This is a genomic window from Tunturiibacter lichenicola (assembly GCF_051013355.1).
Taxonomy (GTDB): Bacteria; Acidobacteriota; Terriglobia; order Terriglobales; family Acidobacteriaceae; genus Edaphobacter; species Edaphobacter lichenicola_F.
On sequence record NZ_CP132944.1, the window covers coordinates 2,871,351 to 2,892,785 of the forward strand.

Sequence of the window (21,435 nt, forward strand, 5' to 3'; positions counted from 1 at the left end):
CCATGTTGCGCGTAGGCCTTACCGGTGGTCTGGGAAGCGGGAAGTCGACTGCGGCGCGTTTGTTTGCGGGTCTGGGCGCGCATGTGTTGCAGTCGGACGCGATTGGACGCGAGCTCATGGAGCCGAGGCAGGCAGTCTATGCGAAGATCGCCGCTCACTTCGGCCCGGATGTGGTGCTTGCTGATGGAAGGCTCGACCGGGGCGCGCTGGCTCGAATTGCATTCACGGATGGTCGAGTAGAAGAGCTGAATGCGATTGTGCATCCGGCCGTGATTGCTCGCGAGGCAGAGTTGAGCGAGGAGATTCGTGCTCGTGACTCTCGTGCGGTGGTGATCGTGGAGTCTGCGCTCATCTTTGAGACCAAATATAGCGAGACAAAATACAGCGAGACCAAATATGGAGAGACGAAGTACGGAGGCTTGCACGGCGCGAGTGGAGCGGGGTGGCAAGATCGTTTTGATCGAATCATCCTTGTGACTGCTCCGGAAGAGGTAAAGATTGCGCGGTTTGTTGCGCGTTCCGCTGCGGGTGATGCGTTGAGCAACGAGCGTCGCGCTGGGCTGGAGGCAGAGGCCCGGCGCAGGATAGCGCAGCAGATTCCGGATGAGCAAAAGAGTGCGCTGTGTGACTATGTGTTGACCAATGGTGGTGCACTTACGGAGCTTGAGTGGCAGGTGGATCAGCTTTGGCCGCTTTTGCAGGATGCGGCCCGATAAGTTTCGCTGTCTTGGGACAAGCTGTTTTGAATCTATTGAATCGCCCATTACTTTCGAGTGATGCATTTTTCCCGTCTGCCGATGAAGGCAATGTGCTGGATAGGCACACTTAAAGAGGGCGAGGAGATGGGCGCATGATCCGGCAGGCGATTAATTGCGATATGTGTGGGGCAGAAAAACAGGAGAGCAACTACTGGTTCGTCGCCTATGAACAGGGAGGCGAGTTGAAGGTGCGCGGATGGGAGTCTCCGCAGAACTCGCGTAAGAATGCGAAGCATCTCTGCGGGCAGAAGTGCGCACAGAGGATGATGGCCAACTTTATGGCTTCACTGACCGCAGCGAGCCACATTGGCGAGGTGACGAAAGAGGTCGCATCGGATAACGGAGATCGGACGACGAAGAGCGATGATATGGAAATCATCGTGCGGCCAGAACGCTCGGAGAAGTCTGAGCGCTCTCTTGATCGCACTGACCGCTCTTTGGTAGGTCGGGCAAACGTGGAAAGTGCCGACATCGAAGCAGAGTCCTGGGCTGGGCCTGTGCGCTTCAAATCGGAGGCTTGGGAGGCACCCGCCAAGCCGCAAGCCGAACGGGAAAACTTCCTTCGTGCGCCTCGCATTAAGCCATCGGCGTTGAACAGGTTGCAGCGGATGGTCTGATTGTAGGAGTTTGCACGAGACTTGATCGGGATGGAGTTCAGTTTCAAAGGCGGGATCGATCTAGTCCCGCCGCACTAACCCCCTCCGCACCATCCGAGCCTGACAGAAGGATTTCGACGAATGTGTGCGTCATCGAATGACACGCAAACTTAGCGTGATGGAGCGGCTCGGCTCGATACAATCAATGTGTCGGCTTTTTACGGCTGGCTATTTGAAGGATCAGGTCGTGAACACAATGAAACTACGCCCCGTTCTGCTCGTGGTTGTTATTCTCACCGGCTTCTACTATCTGACGACGCATGTCGGATCGACGGGCCTGCTTGCGCCATGGGTGCATCGTGCTGTACCTGCCGTCACCGTCTCTGGTGCGAATACTGCCCCGGTAAACGGACCGATGGGCACGTTTGAGTTGACCGAAGCGAACGCTGCGCCGGCATATGACACCGAAGAGCAGCAGAACATCGCGGTTTATAAGAAGGCGCTGCCTTCGGTCGTAAACATCACCTCGACGGCTGTGGCGTTCGATTTCTTCTATGGACCGGTTCCGCAGCAAGGGCAGGGGTCGGGATTCATCCTCGATAAGCAGGGGCATATTCTGACGAATAATCACGTCATCGATAATGCACAACGGGTGGAGGTAACTCTCTCCGACAAGCATAAGTACAAGGCCACGGTGGTTGGCGTCGATAAGGGACACGATCTGGCGCTGTTGCAGATCAACAACGCGCCGAACCTACAGCCCGCCACGCTGGCGGAGTCGCAAAATCTGACGGTTGGGCAGCGAGTCTATGCGATCGGCAATCCATTTGGGTTGTCGGGAACGATGACGCGAGGGATTATCTCAGCGATCCGGTCGATTCGCGGGCCGAATAACAACCCGATTGAGGATGCAATTCAAACCGACGCAGCGGTCAATCCGGGAAACTCCGGTGGGCCCCTGCTGAACTCGCGCGGCGAGGTGATCGGCATCACGACGCTGATTGCGAATAACGGTGCGGATCAATCGTCGGGTATTGGATTTGCGATCCCGGTGAATACGGCGAAGGCGGTCATCGCTGATTTTGCAAAGTATGGCCGAGTACGTCGACCGTCGCTCGACATTTCGACGCTGGAGATTGGGCCTGAGGTCGCAGAACAGATCGGACTACCCGCAGATTATGGCCTGCTGATTGAGCGCGTTCTGCCGGGCGGGGCTTCTGAAAGAGCCGGTTTGCATGGAGGTACGCAGCGTGCCTATCAAGGCAATATGCCGGTGATGCTGGGCGGGGACCTGATCGTCGCGATGGATGGTCAAGAGATCGCGAATGCGCAGGACCTGTCAGCGGCGATGAACTCACACAAGGCGGGAGACGAGGTTACCCTTACTATTTTTCGCGGTCGCAAGCGAATGGACGTCAAGGTCAAGCTGAACGATGCAACGGACACGCAGGGGCAAGTGGGGCGAGAGGCCTGAAGCTTTATCCGTAATTGCTTTCGATTCGTGAGCTACCTGAGTTTTGGTGTGTCTCTGATTTGATCGTCGATCAAGCGTGTCTTGCGATTCTAGACAGCGCGTCGGACGTAGCGGCGGTTTTCGATAGCGTATTGGCCGCTGAGCACGCATGCGATGGCCTCTGGGTAGGCGCGATGCTCCTGTTCGAGGATGCGTGCTGAGAGGGTTTCGGCTGTGTCGTCGTCGTTCACGGAGACGGTCTTTTGCAGAATGATCACACCGTGGTCGACTGCCTCATCGACGAAGTGGACTGTGCAACCGGCTACCTTGGCTCCATAGTTGAGTGCCTGAGTTTGTGCGTCGAGACCTGGGAAGGCTGGCAGCAGCGACGGATGAACGTTGAGAATCCGGTTTGGAAAGGCCTGCACAAAAGTTGGCGAAATGATGCGCATGTAGCCAGCCAGGCAGACGAGATCCACCTTGTGCTGATGGAGTCGGGCGATCATCTCAGCGTCATGTTCAGCACGTTTACGACCGGCTGACGGGATCGCGAATGCGGGCAGGTTGAGCTTGCGAGCGGCGTCGAGACCCGGGGCGTCTTCGAGATTCGAAAGTACGACGGCGATCTCAGTGCCGAGTAGCCGGTGCTCCCGAATCGCCGCGGCAATTGCGAGAAAATTTGAGCCTCTGCCAGAGAGGAGGATGCCGAGTCGGTGCATGCATGTTCCCTTACATCGATTCTAGGCCAGTTGGCGGATCAGCCGTAACTCGTTCACGTGTTTCAAGTCGAGGTCGCGTGCCGGCCCGGAGTAGGCTCAGCCGACACATTCGACCTCGTTCGTTGGCTTACTGACTAATGGACGTTGTCAGCGTCTTCGGCAATTGGATCGTTGTTTTCTGCTGGATGTTCTGCGATGAGTCGCCCAGCAACAGATCGTACGACCCTGCACTAGCCTGCCAATTCGACGATTTGACGTCGAAGTAGCTGAAGCTGCGGGGATCGAGGCTGAGGGCGATGTGCTTGGTCTCGCCCGGCTGCAACATGACGCGTTCGAACCCCTTCAACTCTTTTGCTGGACGCTCGACTGTCGGAGATCCTTGGCCCACATATAGTTGGGCCACTGTAGCTCCGGCACGTTTTCCGGTGTTTGTAACATCGAAGGTAACAGTAAAGTCGCCGTCACCTGCCGGCGAGCTCTTCAACTTGCTAAATGAAAAGCTTGTATACGAAAGGCCGTAGCCGAACGGATACAGCGGCTCAACGTGATTGTGCTCGTAGCCGCGATAACCCACGAAGATGCCTTCGCGATAGATGATCTTGTTGGTGCCGGGATCGGGATAATAGTTGTTATAGCTCGGATTGTCGGTGATCTTCTTCTCCCAGCTGATGGGGAGGTGTCCCGATGGATTCTCCTCGCCAAAGAGTAGCCGCGCTGCAGAGGTCCCACCCTCCTCGCCCGAGTACCACGTTTCGAAGATGCCCTGAACCTTGTCCTTCCAGTTCGAGACATCAACGCTTCCGCCAGACGTGATCATGACAACGGTCTTCTTGCCAAGCGCTGCGATCTGATCGATGAGTTCTTCCTGCCCAACGGGCAATTCGAAGCTGCGGTCTCCGCCCTCTGACTCCGATGCTGCGTTGAAGCCGACTGCGAGAACGACAACATCCGCCTTCGCCGCCATCGCAAGCGCATCCTTCTCAACAATGGTGGTAAGCGGCGCGATGCCGACACGCATACCCGAGACTGAGCCGATCTGCTGCGAGAGCTGTTCTAGAACAACCTTATGCGGCGCTTTCGTCAACTCCACCGTTGCCTGATTCAGGATGTACTTAGGGACGACAGAGCTATCGAAGACAACCGCATCGTCGACCAGAAGGCGGTATTTTCCGTCGGTCTGGATGAAGATGCTGAACTTACCTGCCTCTGCAGGCGTGTAGTAGCCGACCCACTTGCTGCTGTTGGTGGCGCGAACGTACGGGCTTGCGGTCTTGTGGGCAGTGAGCGCATTGAGCTCCTGCTCTTCCGGCTCGCGGCGAGTAGAGGCAGCAGCGCTCAGAGTAGTTTCGACGACGGTGCCGGTCACGTCGCCTTCGAGGTTCGCCTTGGCGAAGATGGTGTGCGTCACCCCGGGAGTCTTGCCATCGGCATCCGTCGTGAAGTGGGTGAGGCGTGCCATCTGGTTGATGCTGTACAAACCTCGCGCATACAAAACCTTCGTCTGTTCACCGAGGTAGTTGCTGATTCCTACCAGAAGGTTGGTGTTTGCGAAGCTGACGACCTCGCCGCTGCCTCCGCCGGTCGTGACGGTCTGTGTCGCAGTGGGCCCGATGACCGCGATGGTCTTTATCGCCTTCTTATCGAGTGGTAGTACGCCGTTCTCATTCTTGAGCAACACCGCTCCCTCCTCTGCGGCCTGCAGAGAGGCAGCGCGGCCTGCGAGGTTGTAACGAGGGATGTCGATGTCCAGTTGTGGACGATCGAGCCAGCCGAAGTCAGCAGCGACGCGCAGGATGCGGCGCACCTTGTCGTCGAGCGTCGCTTGGCTGATCGTGCCGTCTTTGATCAGCGGCAACACCTTTTCTGGCGCGTAGTAAACGGCGAATGGCATCTCTAGATCGAGCCCGCCATTTGCCGTTCCGGCGGTGTCGTATGTGGACACCCAGTCCGACATGATAACGCCGGGGAAGTGCCATTGTTCTTTGGCGACGGTGACGTTCAATGGCTTGTTCTGCGTCATGTGTTCGCCGTTGGTGATGTTGTAGGAGTCCATGATGGCGCCGACCTTTGCGGTCTTCACGGCGGCTTCGAAGACCGGCATGTAGATCTCGCGCAGCGTACGTTCGTCAATGATGGAGTCCGAATCATGGCGCAGATACTCGGAGTTGTTGCCAAGGTAGTGCTTGACCGTTGCGGAGACGCCCTCCTGCTGAACGCCGCGAATGTAACCAACTGCAATCGCGCTTGCGAGAAAAGGATCTTCGCCGAAGTATTCGAAGTTGCGGCCGTTCATTGGCGCGCGATAGATGTTGACGCCGGGGCCAAGGATAAATGCGGCGCCGCGAGAGCGTGAATCGCGTCCAAGTTGTTGCCCGATGCGTAGGGCGAGCGCCCGATCCCACGAAGATGCGAGGCCGATTCCAGCAGCGTAGGCGATAGTGGGTGCAGGAATGTGAGCGCCCACGGGGCCGTCGGCCATCTGAAAGTACGGGATGTTCAATCGCGGAATGGCATGCGTGCGGAAGGGAGTGTCTCCGCCGATAAACTCGATCTTTTCATCGAGCGTCATCTTCGAGACGAGGTCATCCACGCGATTTTCTACTGCTTCGGGATTATTGCCGACGAACTGCGCGGAGCTGAATACGGTCGTTAGAAGAAGGGTGGCTGCAACAGGAAGGATGCGGGTGACAGCGATGAGATGGCGCATGAAGATTTGGTAGCTCCCGGGGTGAGTAATCGGATCTCCATGCGAGCCCGTTCCAATCTACCGAGCTCGAATAAGGGATCTCTTTCCCGGGAGAAGTATACCGACATCAAGACTGTAGAAAGAAACACGCGACGAACTGCGAAGCGAATCGTCAATCCAACTCGGAAGAGGATGCGGATTGACGATCTCTAGTTGTAGTGCACCTTGCGCTCTCCACGCGTCACGCGGCCGATGAGGCAGTGGCGTTCATTGGCACGATTCAGAATGGCCTTCGCCTTCTTGATCTTCTCCGCTGGAATCACGGCGATCAGGCCGATGCCCATGTTGAAGGTGCGGAGCATCTCGTCCTCGTCGACGTTGCCGAGATGTTGAAGGTGTTCGAAGAGCGGAGGAACCGTCCACGAGGCACGGTCGATCATTGCACCCATACCTTTGGGCAGAATGCGGGGAAGGTTCTCTGTGATTCCACCGCCGGTGATGTGCGCCATACCGCTGACGACCTCGGCTCCAGTGAGTTTTTTGATGACCGAAAGATAGCTGCGATGCGTGCGCATGAGAGCGGCACCGGTCTTGTCCTTTAGCTCGTTGACGTACTGCTCGGGGCCGTACTTTGCTACTTCGAACAACAGCTTCCGGGCCAGCGAGTAGCCGTTGGTATGCAGTCCGTTCGATGGCAGGCCGACCAGAACGTCGCCCACCTGAATGTGTTCGCCAGTGATGATCTTGTCGCGGCTGACGGCACCGATGATGGTGCCGGCCAGATCGTACTCGCCGTCGGCATAGAAGCCTGGCATCTGGGCGGTCTCGCCGCCGATCAGTGCGCAGCCGTTGGCTCGGCAGGCCTCGCTGATGCCTTGTACTACCTTTTCGATGACCATATCCTCGAGCTTGCCGCTGGCGAGGTAGTCAAGGAAGAAGAGCGGCGTTGCGCCTTGCACGGCGATGTCGTTAACGCAGTGGTTGACCAGATCCTGGCCGACGGTGTGGTGAATGCCGAGGTCGAAGGCGACCTTGAGCTTGGTGCCGACTCCGTCTGCGCTCGACACGAGGACGGGATTGGGGAACTTCTCGAGGTCGAGAGCGAAGAGGCCACCGAAGCCACCTATCTCGCTGAGTACCTGCTTGTTGAAGGTCTTGCGGGCGAGCATCTTAATGCGCTGCTTGCTTCGATCCCCTGAGGTGATGTCGACGCCGGCGTCGGCGTAGCTGATCGATTTCTTCGTGGGCGATGTCTTATCGTTTGTCTTGATGGCGGAACGCTTTAGAACTGCGATCTTCTTGTGAGCAACTGCGGGCTGTATCGCTGCTGTCTCTGATGTTTTGTGCTGTGCAGGCGCGGTGGCGTTGGTTGTGGTTGATTCGGGCGTCGGGGAGGTCTCATCCGGCAAGGTCGTGCTCCATGTGGTAGTGCTTGAAAAGAAGAAGTTTAGTCTAGCAGGGCAAACGTCAATGACTCATAAAACAACCGTTATTCGTACACGCCGAGTAATCTGCTGCGCAGACTCGGGGGTGGTACGGGGCATGTCGTGTAGCGGCCAAAGAGCCGGTAGCGCATGCGGGCGACGATTCCGTAGGCAAACTCCCGCAGACGGCGTGGCACGAGCATCAGAGATCTACCCAGGAGCTGCCAGGGGCTGGAGAGCAGCTTGAGAGCTGCTCCAACCGCGTCCGAGCGCCTGTAGAGGCGTTCTCGGGGCGTTAGAGAGTCAGTTATGAGGACAACGCCGTCGGAAGGTGAGACGATCCCAAAGCGGGCGAGCATCTTGCGGCCCACAAGGCTTTGGAGTGGGGCGTAGCGGAGCTTTTCCAGCTTGTCGTGCTTGAGAAAGAACCGCACGACACCGTTACAGAGGGCGCAGACGCCGTCGTAGAGGACTAATGCCCGGCCTTCGATCTCAATGTGTTCCCGCTCGGTCATGTCTTTATGATAAGCCTCCTATACTTAGGACATGTCACGGATTCGTACTCGCTCGCGTCAGTTGCAGCTTCGTGCTGAGAGATTTTTACCAGGGGGCGTTGATTCGCCGGTGCGGGCGTTCCGTGCGGTGGGGGGTGATCCTCCGTTTGTGACCCATGCGGAGGGCGCTTACCTGTTCGACGCAGACGGGAACAGATATTTGGATTTCTTTGGTTCATGGGGGCCGATGATCCTGGGGCACGCGTTTCCGCCGGTTGTAGACGCGATTCAGCAGGCTGCGGCAAAAGGGGCGAGTTTTGGGGCTTCGACAGCTGCGGAGGCCGATCTGGCAGAGCTGGTTACGCGGTGTTTTGCTTCTGTGGAGAAGCTGCGGTTTGTCAGCTCGGGGACCGAGGCTTGTATGTCAGCGATACGGCTGGCGCGTGGATTTACGGGGCGTAACTTCGTTGTGAAGTTCGAGGGGTGCTATCACGGACACTCGGACGCGATGCTGGTGAAGGCTGGAAGTGGGGTTGCGACGCTGGGAATTCCCGGCTCGGCTGGCGTCCCAGCGGAGACGGCGATGCATACTTTGGCGCTGCCGTACAACGACTTAGAGGCGGTGCGAGCGGTGTTTGAGGCGCGGCCGGATGAGATTGCTTGCGTCATCGTAGAGCCGGTGGTGGGCAATGCCGGGACCATCGCTCCTGGGGCGGGGTATCTGCAGGGGCTGCGGCAGATTACGGCGGAGTTTGGGGCTCTGCTGATTCTGGACGAGGTTATGACCGGTTTTCGGCTGTCGCTGGGCGGGGCGCAGCAGGTATATGGCGTGACGCCGGATTTGACCACGCTTGGGAAGATTATTGGCGGAGGTTTGCCTTGTGGGGCGTTTGGTGGAAGGGCGGATGTGATGGAGTTTTTAGCGCCGCTGGGACCGGTCTATCAGGCGGGGACGCTGAGTGGGAATCCGCTGGCGATGGCGGCTGGTATTGCGACTTTGGGGCATTTGATTCGGCATGAGGAAGAGATTTATCTGGGGCTGGAGAGCACGACTGCGCGGATCGCTGAGGGTGTTGCCGGGGTGGCTCGGGAGGCTGGGGTTTCGGTGACTACGAACCGCGTTGGGTCAATGCTTACGTGGTTTTTTACGGATCATCCCGTTACTGATTTTGCCTCGGCTGCGACGTCAGATACGAGTGCTTTTGGGGGTTTTCACCGGGCGATGATGGACGCGGGGGTTTGGCTGCCTCCGAGTCAGTTTGAGGCGGCGTTCGTCTCTACGGCCCATGGGGAGACCGAGGTTGGAATGGTTCTGGAGGCGGCTCGGACGGCCTTTGCTTCGAGGTAATTTGGGGAGCTTTTCCGGGCTGTTTTCGTGAAAAATGCGCGGATTTTTTTGCGGGTGGCTGGCGGAGGAAGACCTGCGTTTTTGCTGGGCTTTTTGAAGGGGGTTGGCTAAAAGTTGGTGGCAAAACGTGGTGATTTGGTGGTGAATTTGTGGTGAGATGCGTGGTGGATGTGGAGTTTTAGCACCACGCTTTTGGGATTCGAAAAATACGCCAACTTTTCGAGATTTATTTTTGGCTGGCATTGAGATGTGGCTTGGGAGACTTGTCGATGCCAGATTTGTGCTGGCCGCTGAGTGCGAATTCGCCAGGTCGGCCTTCCAGCGTATCTGCGAAAAACCGGTTATGAGGGAGAGGCTTACTTGTGTTCCGGTTCGTAAAGAGAAGATCGTTTTCAGGGCTGATCCTCTGCTCAATCCCGATAATTGCATCGGTTTCCTAAACGATTGCACCACAAACCCTTTTTCTGAGTAGGAGGCCAAGGTGCACCGCCACGGTCGAGTATCCATCCCTGAATACTGCTTTCGTTTCCGCAATCGTCTTCCGATAGAGCCTGCCATCGAAGGATGTCGTACCATTGCTGTCCGAACTGGAGACCGCCGCATTGACAAGAATAACTACTTTTCCGGCTGTTATCTGGCTGCTTGCGGCGGCTCTCACAGGTGCCTTTCTTTGGCAAATGCTTGCGGTCACCAACCGAGAAGTCATTACCAACGATGAAGGTTTTCACACTTATGCAGGCTATCGCTATTGGCAATGCGCTGATTTTGGAGTGAATCCGGAGCATCCCCCGCTCGCGAAGATGGTTGCCGGCTTGGCGCTTCGAATCGCGAAGATTCCGGCTCCGAGTGGGCCTTGTCCGGTAGTCTCGACGGCTAAGGGGGCAGGATATGCAGACTCGGCGGAGTGGCTTTACGGCTCCACGGGTCCGGGAGCGGCAGCGAAGATCGATCGAGTAATTCCACTCGCACGTCGCGGGATGGCGACATTTGCATTGCTTCTGGCGCTAACAGCCTTCTTCTTCACCCGAAGAATGTTGGGTGATGTCACCGCTCTGGTAAGCCTCGCTCTCATCACTTTCGAGCCGACCCTTGTAGCACATGGCTCACTCGTCACCACGGACATGGCGCTTTCAGCTACGAGCCTTCTCGCAGTGACATCATTTTTCTTGTTTCACCGGCGGCGCACTCTTCCGATGCTTCTCCTGGCCGGGCTCTGCTGTGGCTTGGCTCTCTCCGTGAAGCATTCAGGAGTTCTGATCATCCCAACACTTCTGCTCCTGGCCTTCGCGGAGCTCGTGTTTGATTGGAACCGCGGTGAGCAGTCGCGAACCAGCAAAGTATTGAAGGAAGCATCGGCCGTCCTTTTCATTGTTTTTTTAGGTTTCGGAGTTCTTTGGGCAACGTATCACTTCCGCTATGCGGCCAGACCAGATGGGGCGCAGATGACCACGTCCCTGAACGACTTCATCGCCGACACACGAGCTAAGGAAAATCACAGCGTCATCCTGAAGACGATCCCATTTCTTGGGCATCACCACCTACTGCCAGAGGCGTATCTTTACGGCTTCGTTGATGTCCTCAGCATCTCCGATCCTGGCCAATCTGCATTTCTGTTCGGGCATCTGTATCCCCATGGTGTTCCCCAATACTTCCCATCCGTCATCCTGATCAAAACCACACTTGGAATGATCGGCCTCTCTCTCCTTTCGCTTCTTGCGTTCAAAAAACGCAGTTTCGACATACGACCCATTTACTTTCTCGCTCCCAGCCTGGTGTGGCTACTTGCGGGCATGGTGAGCACACTGAACATCGGATATCGCCACATCCTTCCTGTAATCGCGCCAGCTTGTTGTCTGATAGGGGTGGCGACCGTTCACCTTTGGCGAACAAACGGACGCTTCGTGCGTTCCGCTATCGCAATCCTGATGGTGGCGCACGTCACTTCGTCGCTTGCCGCATTTCCAAACGAGCTCGCTTATGGCAACGAAATTTTCGGAGGAGTTTCAAACAGCCACAATCTCCTCACCGATTCAAACAATGATTGGGGGCAGGCTCTCCCACAGGTCGCAACGTGGTTGAAAGACAATCGAGTCTCCGATTGTTCGTTCGCCTACGACGGCTTCGCAAGGCCGGGCCATTCAGGCATCGGTTGCCATCGCATCATCGCCAATCTCTTCGAGCTGAATGGAGATAAGGGCGAAGCGCAGTTGTCCAGGGTCCAGTCCGGAACCTTCATCATCAGTGGGCTCAGCTGGTCCGGCATCGAGTGGGAGCGTCCTGATCTGAACCCATATGAGGTGTTTCAGAAAGCTAAGCCGCGCGCCGTCATTGGTGGTGCTGACATCATCTACACCGGGACATTCGATATGAGCAGAGTGATCGCCATCAACCAACTCGCTGAAGCGATGAGCCTGAATGGCGAGAAACAGTTTTCTCAAGCGCTCGAACCAGCCAGATTCGCAACGCATGAGATGCCCACGAGCGCATTTGCACACCTGGCGCTTGCAAATGCGTTGGCTGGAGTCGGTCTGAATGATCAGGCCCATCAGGAATACCAGGAAGCCGAAACAATCGCGGCTTCCCAACCAGAATGGTATTTCCTTCAGAGAGCCGAGATTCGTGCAGGCCTCGCTGCCAGTGCCCATGCCTCCCGATAACTACCGAATTGTCGGCTTATGGGAATCCTGGTTGTCACCGTTGCCCCTTACACCGGCACTTCTCGATGCCGCACAGCATGGGACAGGCGAGCGAGATCGATTTGTTCATGATCCAAGCAGGGTGATGCAGGTGGTTGCCTTCTCGGCTTCTCGTCTTTCTCGTTCTTCGACTGGCAGATGGGTGATGACAATCTTTTTACAGAATCTGTGAGGAAAGAAGGATCATCCCGTCAGGGAAGAAGCATCCGGATACCGGGCCGTCGATTGCTTGTCGACGTCCAGTGTCGACTCAGGTCGATGCGGAGCATCAGCATCATCTTGTGCGCGCGAAGTCCCGCGCTACCTACTGCCCTATCGGTCCTTACCTCACGACGGGCATCGATCCAATGAACGTCGACTTGTGGACGAAGGTCAACGGCAACTATGAGCAGCAAGGAAATACAAGCGACATGATATTTCCCGTCTACGAGATGCTTGCCTATTTCTCACACCATATGCGATTGCTTCCGGGCGATATTTTGGCGACAGGAACTCCGCCGGGTGTAGGCATGGGCAAAAATCGATTTCTGGCTGACGGCGACATTCTGGAGTGTGGCGTCGACCATCTGGGCGCACAACGTCATGAGATTGTGCCCTGAAGAACCGAAAACAATCGGGGCGCGAGAGGTGGTCGCCGCTATTCATCACCTGATGTTCAGGAAGCCGCGATAGTTGTAGGGTTCGAAATCGTTCCGTAGGGAAGTCATTCCGGTGCGACAGTCTGCCTGAATGGTGAGTTCAGGCGGGCTGTGTGGCTGCGGGCTTTGGTTCCATCCAGAGCTTGCCTACTGCGATGAGGACGATGAGCATTCCGGCGCAGAGGGCGAAGACCTGGCGGACGCCGATGTATCGGCTCAGAAGTCCGGAGAGGACCAGGCCGGAGATCTGGGCGGTGAAGATGATGGACATGAAGGTGGAACCTACGCGGCCCATCAGCTCGGGTGGGGTTGCTTTCTGGAAGAGGGTCTGTGAGGGCACGATGATGCCGGCGACCGAGAAGCCGATGATGAGGTTGCCGAGGATGGTCGACCAGAGATGTGGGAGGAGGGTGAGGATCACGAGACCGACCGCGATGCCGCACAAGCCGGAGTAGACGAGGATAGTGTCTCGCAGCTTCTTGCCAAAGGTGTTGAGGCCGTTGATGCCGACCAGCATGCCGATGCCGATCATCGCTGAGGCGATGGCGAAGGATTTGGTCGATGCGTGGAGCGAGTCGCGTACGTAGATGGCGATGAGCGGGCCGAAGCATCCGAGGACGAACATACCGGCGGCCATCGCGAGGATGACGAAGAGGAGAGCGGCGTGGTGGACGATGAAGTTGATGCCCTGCTTCATGTCGAGCCAGACTTTGGCGATGGCGGAGGCCTCGGTTGAGTCTGGCGTGGGTGAGGCGGCTTTCGGGCCGGGAGCCATGAAGGTGACTGAGGCGATCAGCAGCGCAGAGCCAACGAAGCTTATGGAGTCGAAGGCGTAGCAGCTGCGGGCTCCGAGGTAGGAGACCATGACGCCTGCGAGAGCGGGACCGACGATGCGCATGCCGAACATGACCTGCTGCATGAGCGCGTTTGCAGAGCGAAGGCCATGCAGTGGTACGGCGGAGCGGATGGCGACTCCCTGGGCTGGGCCGAAGAAGCTGGAGATGACGCTAATGGCGGCGAGGATCGCGTAGAAGTGCCAGATCTGCGTGGCGAAGATGAGGAGGAGGCAGAGGGCGGCACGGATGGAGTCGCTTGAGACCATGGTGGGCTTGAGCGGCCAGCGGTCGACGAAGACTCCGGCTAGGATGCCGAGGACTGCGATGGGAAGCATGTAGGCGATCTGGACGCCGGTGACCTGCTGGGCGTTGGCGTGCAGCTTGAAGGTGATGACGTTGATGACGGCGAAGAGAGCGAGGAAATCGCCGAAGACTGAGATGATCTGGGCGTACCAGAGACGGCGCATCATGGGGACGCGGAGGACGTCTCCCATGGATAACGGCGCCGGGAGTTCGGGGTCGATTACGGGTGGCGCGGTCTGCGACGCGGCGGCCGGGTTGGGGGAGGTTGTGCTCATGTGGAGTCTGTCTATGTTACGTGAGGTGGGTGGCAGACGTTCGCTTAAATTGCAGGATTTTTATGGGTACCAACCGATGCTCGATGAAGGAATTGGCGATTGCGCAACGACTGCCCGCTGCCATCTTATTGCGCAGAGCTTTAAGATCGCCTGGTGTCGGAGAAGCTGTTAGCGTCCAGGTACGATTGAACGAGAACGGCACCTTGTGGTCACGATGCATCACGGTTATCCCGCCAGCGCTACGTGGCCTATCGAGGGAGATTTGCGAGGAATGCGTTCATCTCGCTAATCACCTGGCTCTCATTCGATTTGAAGATGAAATGGTCGGCATGGTCAAGCCTGACGACCCTGGCTTGTGGAATGGCGGCCTGAAAGGCGTCAGCCTGAGCAGAAGAAGTTTCTGCCTGGCTTTGTGAATTTCTATAAATAGCTAAAACAGGGACGTGGATGGCTGTGTACTTTTGCGTCCCGTTGACAATTGCCAAAAGGATCGGCGGCGCGGTCGGAGCGTTTGCCGGTCGTGGTGGTGGCGGAGGTTGCAGAGATAGCCTTTTGTTGAGAGCCTTCAGATCGAGGTCGAAGCGAGCAACTGACGCCTCTGCATTAGCAAAATCGGAGGGAGTTTGCAGCGTCGCAGCAAAGAGAAGATCAAGCTGATGCTGAACGTCCTTGGCATCGATGATCATGTCCCCCAGGGCCGGTGAGTAAAGTGCGTGAGAGTATCCGGCTTCTAAATAGATCAAACCCGAAACCTTTTCGGGATAACGGCTGGCAACTGAACTCAACTCCTGGCCTGCTATCGAATGCCCTACAAGTACGGGCCGGATGATCTTCAAAGCGTCAAGAACGGCTAATACGTCATCTCCGAGACGATCGGCGGAGTAATTGTCCTTGGTGGGGATCGGAGCGCTTGAAGCGCCGAAGCCACGTCGGCTGATCGCATAGACGTGGTACGACGGAGAGAACTTCGGCGCAAAGGTCTCGAATTCATGAGCGTCCAAACCCAAGCCAGATAAGAAGACAAGAGATCGGCCAGTGCCTCCCCAATCAAGGACTTCAAGTTTGACGTTAGGCTCGACAGTAACAAGCTGAACTTTGTATTGAGGTGCCTCCGGCTTCGATGCCTGTTGCGCGTGTAGAACCGTGGATAAGAATGCGTTGAAGATCAGGCAGGCTGTCAGTCTTTGCAGCGACTTTCGTTCATGTGCGTTAGACATGCAGGTAGGGTCTCGGCCCCTCATGATCAGGTTTTAGTATTTGGTATTTGACTTTGACTTGTCCGAAAAGTCGCCATCTCGAAAAAAATAACTGCCCCTGCAGCTTTGCCGGATGTTGCGACAGGCGTTCGGTTAAATCGCGGGATTTATGTGCTCGGAGATCTATGAAACGACTTAGTGCAAGTGCAACAGCAGATTCCTTCCCCTTCGGCTTCGCTCAGGGTGCGGAATGACAACAAAAAAGGCAGATGCAAGTGGAGATCTATTTAGAAGAAATGTTCCAGTGGTCGACGGTGACGAATTTTTTTTGGGGTTGGGTTTGGTAGTGGCGGAGTAGAAGGCCGGTGGCTTCGATGGTGGGGAGGCGTGGCTGGCCGAGGCCTGCCTGGCCGCCGTCGTGGAGGACTATGTTGGAGGCACGGTGGTGGCGTTGGGCCTGTTCGATGCCGCGGATGGTGCGGGCGGCGATCTCGCCTGCTCCGATGGGCTTCCAGTCGCCGGGGAGGATATTCCAGTGGACGGTGGTGAGGCCCAGCTCGCGGGCGATGCGAAAGACGACGGGGCGGCGCGCTCCGTGTGGGGGGCGAAGGTAGCGGACGGGAGTGCCGAGGGTGTCTTCGATGGCGGCGTTGCAGCTTTGCAGCTCTTCGCGGATGCGTGAGGCGGATTGCCAGGCGAGCCAGGGGTGCGTCATGGTGTGGTTGCCGATGAGATGGCCGGCGGATGCGATGGCGCGAGCGATGTGAGGGCGTTGGCGGACGTAGTTGCCGATGAGGAAGAAGGTGGCGTGGACGTTGTGCTGGGCGAGGACGTCGAGGAGGCGTTCAGTGGCGAGGTCGTTGGGGCCGTCGTCGTAGGTGAGGGCGATCTCGTCGGGGTTCGATCCGGCGATGAGGAGCTTGCCGAAGAGCTGGGACTGCGCGGAGAGTGCGGCGTAGGTGATGGTGCCGGCTGCTGCGGTCGCGGCGGCGAGGAGAGCGGCGGTCGTTTGTGCTTGATTCATCCTGCCTCCTCCTCCTCTGCTCATTATAGGGAGACGGTAACTGTTGATCGGCCTGAGGTTCTGTTGGAGGCTCCAGTGGAACAGACGAAACGCCCGGAATCGGGCTCGAACGAATATCACTCGATTCGGAAATTGATTGCTTTATGGGGTTGAATTGCCTAGTATTGCGCGCGAATCATTCAGCTTGTTCTGGGTTCCGGGGAGTTCGTTCCCGGGCAGTCATGCTTGAGATTTATTCAGGCATGTTTGTCCGCTTTGCGGCCAACGTTACTCTCGTGAATACGCGAGAGGAGTTCGCTGATCGCTCACCGCCTTCGCTTCTCTCACGTTCGAACTTGAGGAGAAAACTCTATGAAGCTGCCATTCTGTTGTCAGTCTGTTGTGCTCCCTCTGTTGCTTGTTGGTTTGGTAAATGGTGTGACACCGTCTGTCTCGGCACAGGACAAGACGATCGTGAGTCCGAAGATATTGTCGATTACGCGTGAGTTCACCAAGCCGGGCAAGGAGGGTGGGCCGCATGAGAAGACAGAGGGCGATTTTGTTAAGGCGATGTCGCAGGCCAAGGCTACGGACTACTACTACGCTCTGGCGTCGCTTTCGGGGCGGCCACGTGTTCTGTTTCTGAGTGCTTACCCGAGCTTTGCGGAGATGGAGGCGCAACGAAAGAGTGTGAATAGCAATGCTGCTCTTTCCTCTGAGCTGGACAAGGTGAACGAGGCCGACGGCGATCTGCTTGCCGAGACGGATTCGAGTGTGTGGATGCGGCGGGATGATCTCAGTCTGAATCCGGGTTATCGGGTTGGGTCGCGCTATGAGACGATCAGCCAGTTTGTGGTTCGGCCGGGACACTACGATGAGTGGGTGGAGCTGGTGAAGCTGGTGCTCGCCGCTTATAAGAAGGGCGTGCCGGATGCTCACTGGGGGATGTATGAGGAGCTTTATGGAACAGGAGGCAATGCCTTCATTGTGGTTACGACGCTGCACGACGGGGCGGAGATCGACGCGAACTTTGCAAAGGATGAAAAGTTCATCGAGGCGTTGGGGCCGGACGGATTGAAGAAGCTGGAGTCGCTGGAGGCTTCGTGCGTCGAGTCGCGAATTAACAATATCTTCCGAATCGCACCGAAGATAAGCTATCCGACTCCAGCGATGGTGCAGGCTGAGCCGGATTTCTGGACGCCGAAGCCGTAGTTGTTTGTGGTGTGCAAAGGAAGAGCCCTGCGCTGGTTGGCGCAGGGCTCTTTTTGTGCAGGCTATGTTTGGTTTATGGCAATTTCACCCTTGGTGTAGAGACTGCAAACGCAGATTCCCTTCGGGAATGACAAACAAAAGCGAAAGCGGCTCCACACCAGTTGCGGCGTTGCTCTAGTAGAGGATCTTCAGTCCGAATTGGAAGATGCGCGGCTCGAAGGTGCTGGTGATCTGTCCACCGGTGGTGGGGCTGTTGAGTTGAGCTGCAGCGGTTGCGGTGGCTGGTGTGCTGAGAGTGCCGCCGAGACCGCTTGCAGGAAGGTAGAGGTTGGTGTGGTTGAAGATGTTGTAGGCCTCGGTGCGGAACTCGACTTTGAGGCTATCGATTGGGGTGTTGAACTTCTTGTTGAGGGCGAGGTCGGTCTGGTAGAAGGCCGGCGTGCGACCCGGGTTGCGTGAAGCATTGCCGAATGGGCTGGCCATAGCGCCGCTGCTGTTGGTGGTTGCAGGAAGAGTGAACGCGGCAAGGTTGATGTACTGGATGAAGCCGCTGCTCAGCTTGGTCTTCTTGATGGTGGGCTGACCGGCGACGACGTTGGGGCGATACTCGTTGGCTCCCCGGAAGGTTGAGCCGATTTGAGGCGAGACCGCATTGGCTGAGTTGGGAGAGTAGCCGATGTTGAATGGCGTGCCACCCTGCATGGTGTTGATGGCGCTGATCTGCCAGCCACCGAGGACGATGTTGGTGAAGGCGTTGCTGCTGTTGAGGAACTGACGGCCGCGCCCAAAGGGCAGATCGTATACGAGGCTGGTGACGTTCGCGATGGGCAGGTTGTAGTCGGACTGACTGTAGTCGGCGGCGATGTTGTTGGCGTCCTGCGGCGAGGGCGAGTTGCCTTCGAGCGAGGCGCTGGCATTATCGAGCGAGTGCGACCAGGTGAAGGAGTTCAGGAGGCTGAGCCCGGCGACGAAGCGCTGCTCGTAACGAACCTGCAGAGCGTCGTAGTGGGAGTAGAACTCGTTGAGGGCGGTGGTGATGTCGCTGGGCCAGTTGCCGTAAGGGCGGGCGAATCCGTTGGAGGGGTTTTTCTGGTTGCCGTTGAGGAAGCCCTGGAGCTTCGAGCCGTGGTTGCCAACGTAGGCGATGTCGAGGAGCGTGTTCTTGGCGAGCTCTTGCTGCACGCTGAGGAAGTAGCTCTGGACGTAGCTGTCGCGGGTGTTCTTGGGGACCCAGGTGATGTTGTCGGTTGCAGGATTGAAGTTGGTGGCGATTCCGTTGGGGAAGCCCTGGTCGGTGGTGACGTAGCAGCTTGCAGCAGCTCCGCCTACAGGGCAGTGGTTGGCGGCGGTTGGCGCCTTCTGAGTGACGGAGACGAACTGGGCCTGCGGGGCGTTGATGGCGAGGATATCGCCCGAGCCTGCGCGGGTGTAGTGGACATAGCTGGTGCCGTAGCCGCCGCGGATAGAGGTACGCGGTGTGGCGGCGTAGGCAAAGCCGAGGCGGGGAGCGAAGTCGTTGAGGTCAGGGTTGACGAGGGTGTTGCCGTAGACGCCGCCGCCGGAGAATGGAGTGATGCCGTTGCCGGCCACAGCGCCGGGGCTAAGGGTGAGGACGGTCTGAGAGATGGGATCGAAGTTGGAGATGTAGTTATGCTGCTCGGAGTAGGGCGAGCCGTACTCCCAACGGACGCCGAGGTTGAGGGTGAGCTTGTTGCTGGCCTTCCAGTCGTCCTGGGCGTAGACGCTTTGGAGGGTCTGGCGAAGGTGGGCGACGAAGAGGTTTGCGAGGGAGTAGTTGTTGGTGGTGCCGAAGAGGAAGTCGGCCCAGTAGTTGTCCGCTACAGCGCCGCTGATGTTGAGGCAGTTGGGATTGGTTGCGGTCTTTACGCCGTTGACGGTGGTGCTGGGGCAGAGGCTGAAGCCCTGCGCGTAGCTGAAAGAGCCGTAGAGGGGATTGTTGTCGTTGACGGCCATCCAGATGTGCTCGTACTCATAGCCGAATTTGAGGGAGTGTTTGCCTTTGACCCAGGTGAAGTTGACCTTAGGATCGAGCAGGGCGGGGTTCTGCCACTGGGGGTTGGTGCTCTGACGGCCGAACGAGGTGAAGCCGCCGCTGATGCTGGTGGAGGGAAGGCCGCCGGCGACGATGGGGTCGGAGGGAAGGCCAGGAATGGAGATGGCGTTGTCGCCGATGGAGAGAGAGAACTTGCCGGCTTTGGTGCGGGAGAGGCCCACGCGCGCATCGAGGACCTTGTTGGCGCCGATGAGGTGGGTGTAGCCGAGGGCGACCTGCTGGTCGAGGACGCGGATGGTGCCGTTGGTCTGGCCGTCGAGGGGAAGCGGGAAGACGGGGTGGTTGACTCCGGTCTCTTTGCGATCGCTGACGCGGAGGAACCAGGAGTTGTTGGCGTTCTGCTGGTAGTCGAGACGAAGGTCGCCTTTGTCTGAGTTGTCGGTGAAGGGAACCTGCGTTGCGTAGTTGTTCTGGTCAAGGCCGGTGGTGGCGAGACCGGTGCCCTGGGTGGGGATCTGCTTGAAGAAGCCGATGATCTGCTGCGAGACGGGATTGATGGCTGAGGCGGGGATCGGTGAGCCGGCGGGGTAGACCTGGCCGGTGATGGGGTTTTGAACAGCTACGACAAGGTTGCCGTTGAGTTCGTTCGTCGTAGGGACGGTGTTGACGCTGAGTGGCTTGAGTACCTGGCGGAAGCCTTCGTAGTCGACGAAGTAGAAGAGCTTGTCCTTGATGATGGGACCGCCGAAGTTGACGCCGAACTGGTTGCGGTTGAAGGTGGGCTTCTTGAAGGGGACGACGTTTCCGCTGGCGCCGATGAGAGTGGGTTTGAAGTATCCGGCTGCGTTGAGGTCGGTGTTGCGGATGAACTCGTATACGGTGGCGTGGAAGCGATTGGTCCCGCTGTTGGAGGCGACGTTGATGGTGGCGCCGGAGGAGCGGCCGTACTCTGCGCTCTCGTTGTTGGTGACGATCTGGAACTGGGCGACTGAGTCGGGCGGGACGGCGATGATCTGGTTGTCGAAGCCCTGGTTGCTCTCGCCGTAGGCGTTGTTGTCCATACCGTCGAGGAGGAAGTTGTTGAACATGCTGCGCTGGCCGTTGACGTTGTAGGCGCCGGCGCGGACGAGCGAGTTGATGGAGCTGGTGGTGGCGGCGGTGGGGGCCTGGCGGACGCCGGTGACGAGGCCGAGGAGGTCCGAGTAGTTGCGGCTGACGAGTGGGTAAGCGGCGCTCTGATACTGAGTGATGATCTGGCCGCGCTGGCTGGATTCGGTTTCAACCTGAAGGGCGACGTCGCTGACTTCGACGGTGGTCGCGGTGGAACCTAGCTGGAGGCTGAGGTCGATGCGTTCGCGTCCGCCGACGGTGATGGTGATGTTGTTGGCGACGGCGTTTGCAAAACCGCTGGCGCTGGCCGAGATGGTGTAAACGCCGACGTGGAGGGATGGAAACTCGTAGTCGCCTGAGGCGTTGGTTACACCTTTGGCTGCGACGGCGGTGGCGTTGTTGGTGATGGTTACTGCCGCGCCCGGGACTGCGGCACCAGTGGAGTCGTGGATGGTTCCTACGAGACTGCCGTTTTCATATTGAGCGTGGAGGTGGGTGCTCAGGAGCAGGAATAAAATGGCCGCCAGAAGGTTGGAAACGAGTGAGACTTTTTTTTTGTGCATAGCCCTAAGTTTTAGGGCAATCGGTTAATCTCCGATCAAAGGAGTGTTACTGAGATATTACATATCTAAAAAGTGCAGTGAACTCTTACTGCCGTCAACGACAATGTGCGA

Annotated in this window: 15 protein-coding genes; 7 read left to right on the forward strand and 8 right to left on the reverse strand. The window is 57.5% G+C overall.

Features of this window, described 5'->3' with window-relative positions:
• Window positions 1-2: 2 nt before the first annotated feature.
• The 3 genes from coaE (at window position 3) to RBB82_RS12310 (ending at window position 2,828) form a co-directional block, all read left to right on the forward strand.
• A complete protein-coding gene (gene coaE / locus RBB82_RS12300) occupies window positions 3-716 on the forward strand; it encodes a dephospho-CoA kinase (protein ID WP_433970777.1) in 714 nt (237 codons plus the stop codon).
• Window positions 717-850: 134 nt separating this feature from the next.
• Window positions 851-1,375: a hypothetical protein gene (locus RBB82_RS12305; protein ID WP_433970779.1), complete on the forward strand. Its 525-nt coding sequence runs from the start codon at window positions 851-853 to the stop codon at window positions 1,373-1,375.
• A gap of 235 nt (window positions 1,376-1,610) precedes the next feature.
• Entirely contained in the window at window positions 1,611-2,828 is a 1,218-nt protein-coding gene (locus RBB82_RS12310) for a S1C family serine protease (protein ID WP_433975368.1), read from the forward strand.
• A gap of 89 nt (window positions 2,829-2,917) precedes the next feature.
• On the opposite strand, the gene purN is transcribed toward RBB82_RS12310, so the two are convergent.
• From purN to RBB82_RS12330, 4 genes are all read right to left on the reverse strand, one after another.
• The gene (purN, locus tag RBB82_RS12315) at window positions 2,918-3,526 is read right to left on the reverse strand and encodes a phosphoribosylglycinamide formyltransferase (protein ID WP_433970780.1); all 609 of its coding nucleotides are present in this window, start codon (window positions 3,524-3,526) and stop codon (window positions 2,918-2,920) included.
• A 127-nt stretch (window positions 3,527-3,653) separates the two neighbouring features.
• Window positions 3,654-6,233, reverse strand: a complete 2,580-nt coding sequence (locus tag RBB82_RS12320; RefSeq protein WP_433970781.1) for a beta-glucosidase H — start codon at window positions 6,231-6,233, stop codon at window positions 3,654-3,656.
• A 188-nt stretch (window positions 6,234-6,421) separates the two neighbouring features.
• Window positions 6,422-7,483, reverse strand: a complete 1,062-nt coding sequence (gene purM / locus RBB82_RS12325; protein WP_433975370.1) for a phosphoribosylformylglycinamidine cyclo-ligase — start codon at window positions 7,481-7,483, stop codon at window positions 6,422-6,424.
• Between the two features lie 218 nt (window positions 7,484-7,701).
• The gene (locus RBB82_RS12330; RefSeq protein WP_433970783.1) at window positions 7,702-8,151 is read right to left on the reverse strand and encodes a thiol-disulfide oxidoreductase DCC family protein; all 450 of its coding nucleotides are present in this window, start codon (window positions 8,149-8,151) and stop codon (window positions 7,702-7,704) included.
• Window positions 8,152-8,182: 31 nt separating this feature from the next.
• Here RBB82_RS12330 and hemL point away from each other — a divergent pair, with 31 nt between their 5' ends.
• The 3 genes from hemL to RBB82_RS12345 all read left to right on the forward strand — a co-directional run bounded on the left by hemL (window position 8,183) and on the right by RBB82_RS12345 (window position 12,773).
• Window positions 8,183-9,478, forward strand: coding sequence for a glutamate-1-semialdehyde 2,1-aminomutase (hemL, locus tag RBB82_RS12335; RefSeq protein WP_433970785.1), 1,296 nt, complete (start codon window positions 8,183-8,185; stop codon window positions 9,476-9,478).
• Between the two features lie 602 nt (window positions 9,479-10,080).
• Window positions 10,081-12,135, forward strand: coding sequence for a phospholipid carrier-dependent glycosyltransferase (locus RBB82_RS12340; RefSeq protein WP_433970786.1), 2,055 nt, complete (start codon window positions 10,081-10,083; stop codon window positions 12,133-12,135).
• Window positions 12,136-12,416: 281 nt separating this feature from the next.
• The gene (locus RBB82_RS12345; protein ID WP_433970788.1) at window positions 12,417-12,773 is read left to right on the forward strand and encodes a fumarylacetoacetate hydrolase family protein; all 357 of its coding nucleotides are present in this window, start codon (window positions 12,417-12,419) and stop codon (window positions 12,771-12,773) included.
• Between the two features lie 139 nt (window positions 12,774-12,912).
• Here RBB82_RS12345 and RBB82_RS12350 read toward each other — a convergent pair whose 3' ends face one another.
• From RBB82_RS12350 to RBB82_RS12360, 3 genes are all read right to left on the reverse strand, one after another.
• Window positions 12,913-14,226 (reverse strand): MFS transporter, encoded by a 1,314-nt coding sequence (locus tag RBB82_RS12350; RefSeq protein ID WP_433970790.1) that lies wholly within the window; start codon window positions 14,224-14,226, stop codon window positions 12,913-12,915.
• A 248-nt stretch (window positions 14,227-14,474) separates the two neighbouring features.
• Window positions 14,475-15,443 carry an alpha/beta fold hydrolase gene (locus RBB82_RS12355; protein WP_433970792.1) on the reverse strand — a complete coding sequence of 323 codons (969 nt, stop codon included), beginning with the start codon at window positions 15,441-15,443 and terminating at the stop codon, window positions 14,475-14,477.
• A 262-nt stretch (window positions 15,444-15,705) separates the two neighbouring features.
• Window positions 15,706-16,446 (reverse strand): polysaccharide deacetylase family protein, encoded by a 741-nt coding sequence (locus RBB82_RS12360; protein ID WP_433970794.1) that lies wholly within the window; start codon window positions 16,444-16,446, stop codon window positions 15,706-15,708.
• Between the two features lie 351 nt (window positions 16,447-16,797).
• Here RBB82_RS12360 and RBB82_RS12365 point away from each other — a divergent pair, with 351 nt between their 5' ends.
• Entirely contained in the window at window positions 16,798-17,637 is an 840-nt protein-coding gene (locus tag RBB82_RS12365) for a hypothetical protein (RefSeq protein ID WP_433970795.1), read from the forward strand.
• A gap of 174 nt (window positions 17,638-17,811) precedes the next feature.
• Here the strand turns inward: RBB82_RS12365 and RBB82_RS12370 are convergent, their stop codons facing one another.
• Complete coding sequence (locus RBB82_RS12370) at window positions 17,812-21,324, reverse strand: TonB-dependent receptor domain-containing protein (RefSeq protein ID WP_433970796.1); 3,513 nt, start codon at window positions 21,322-21,324, stop codon at window positions 17,812-17,814.
• Window positions 21,325-21,435 lie beyond the last annotated feature (111 nt).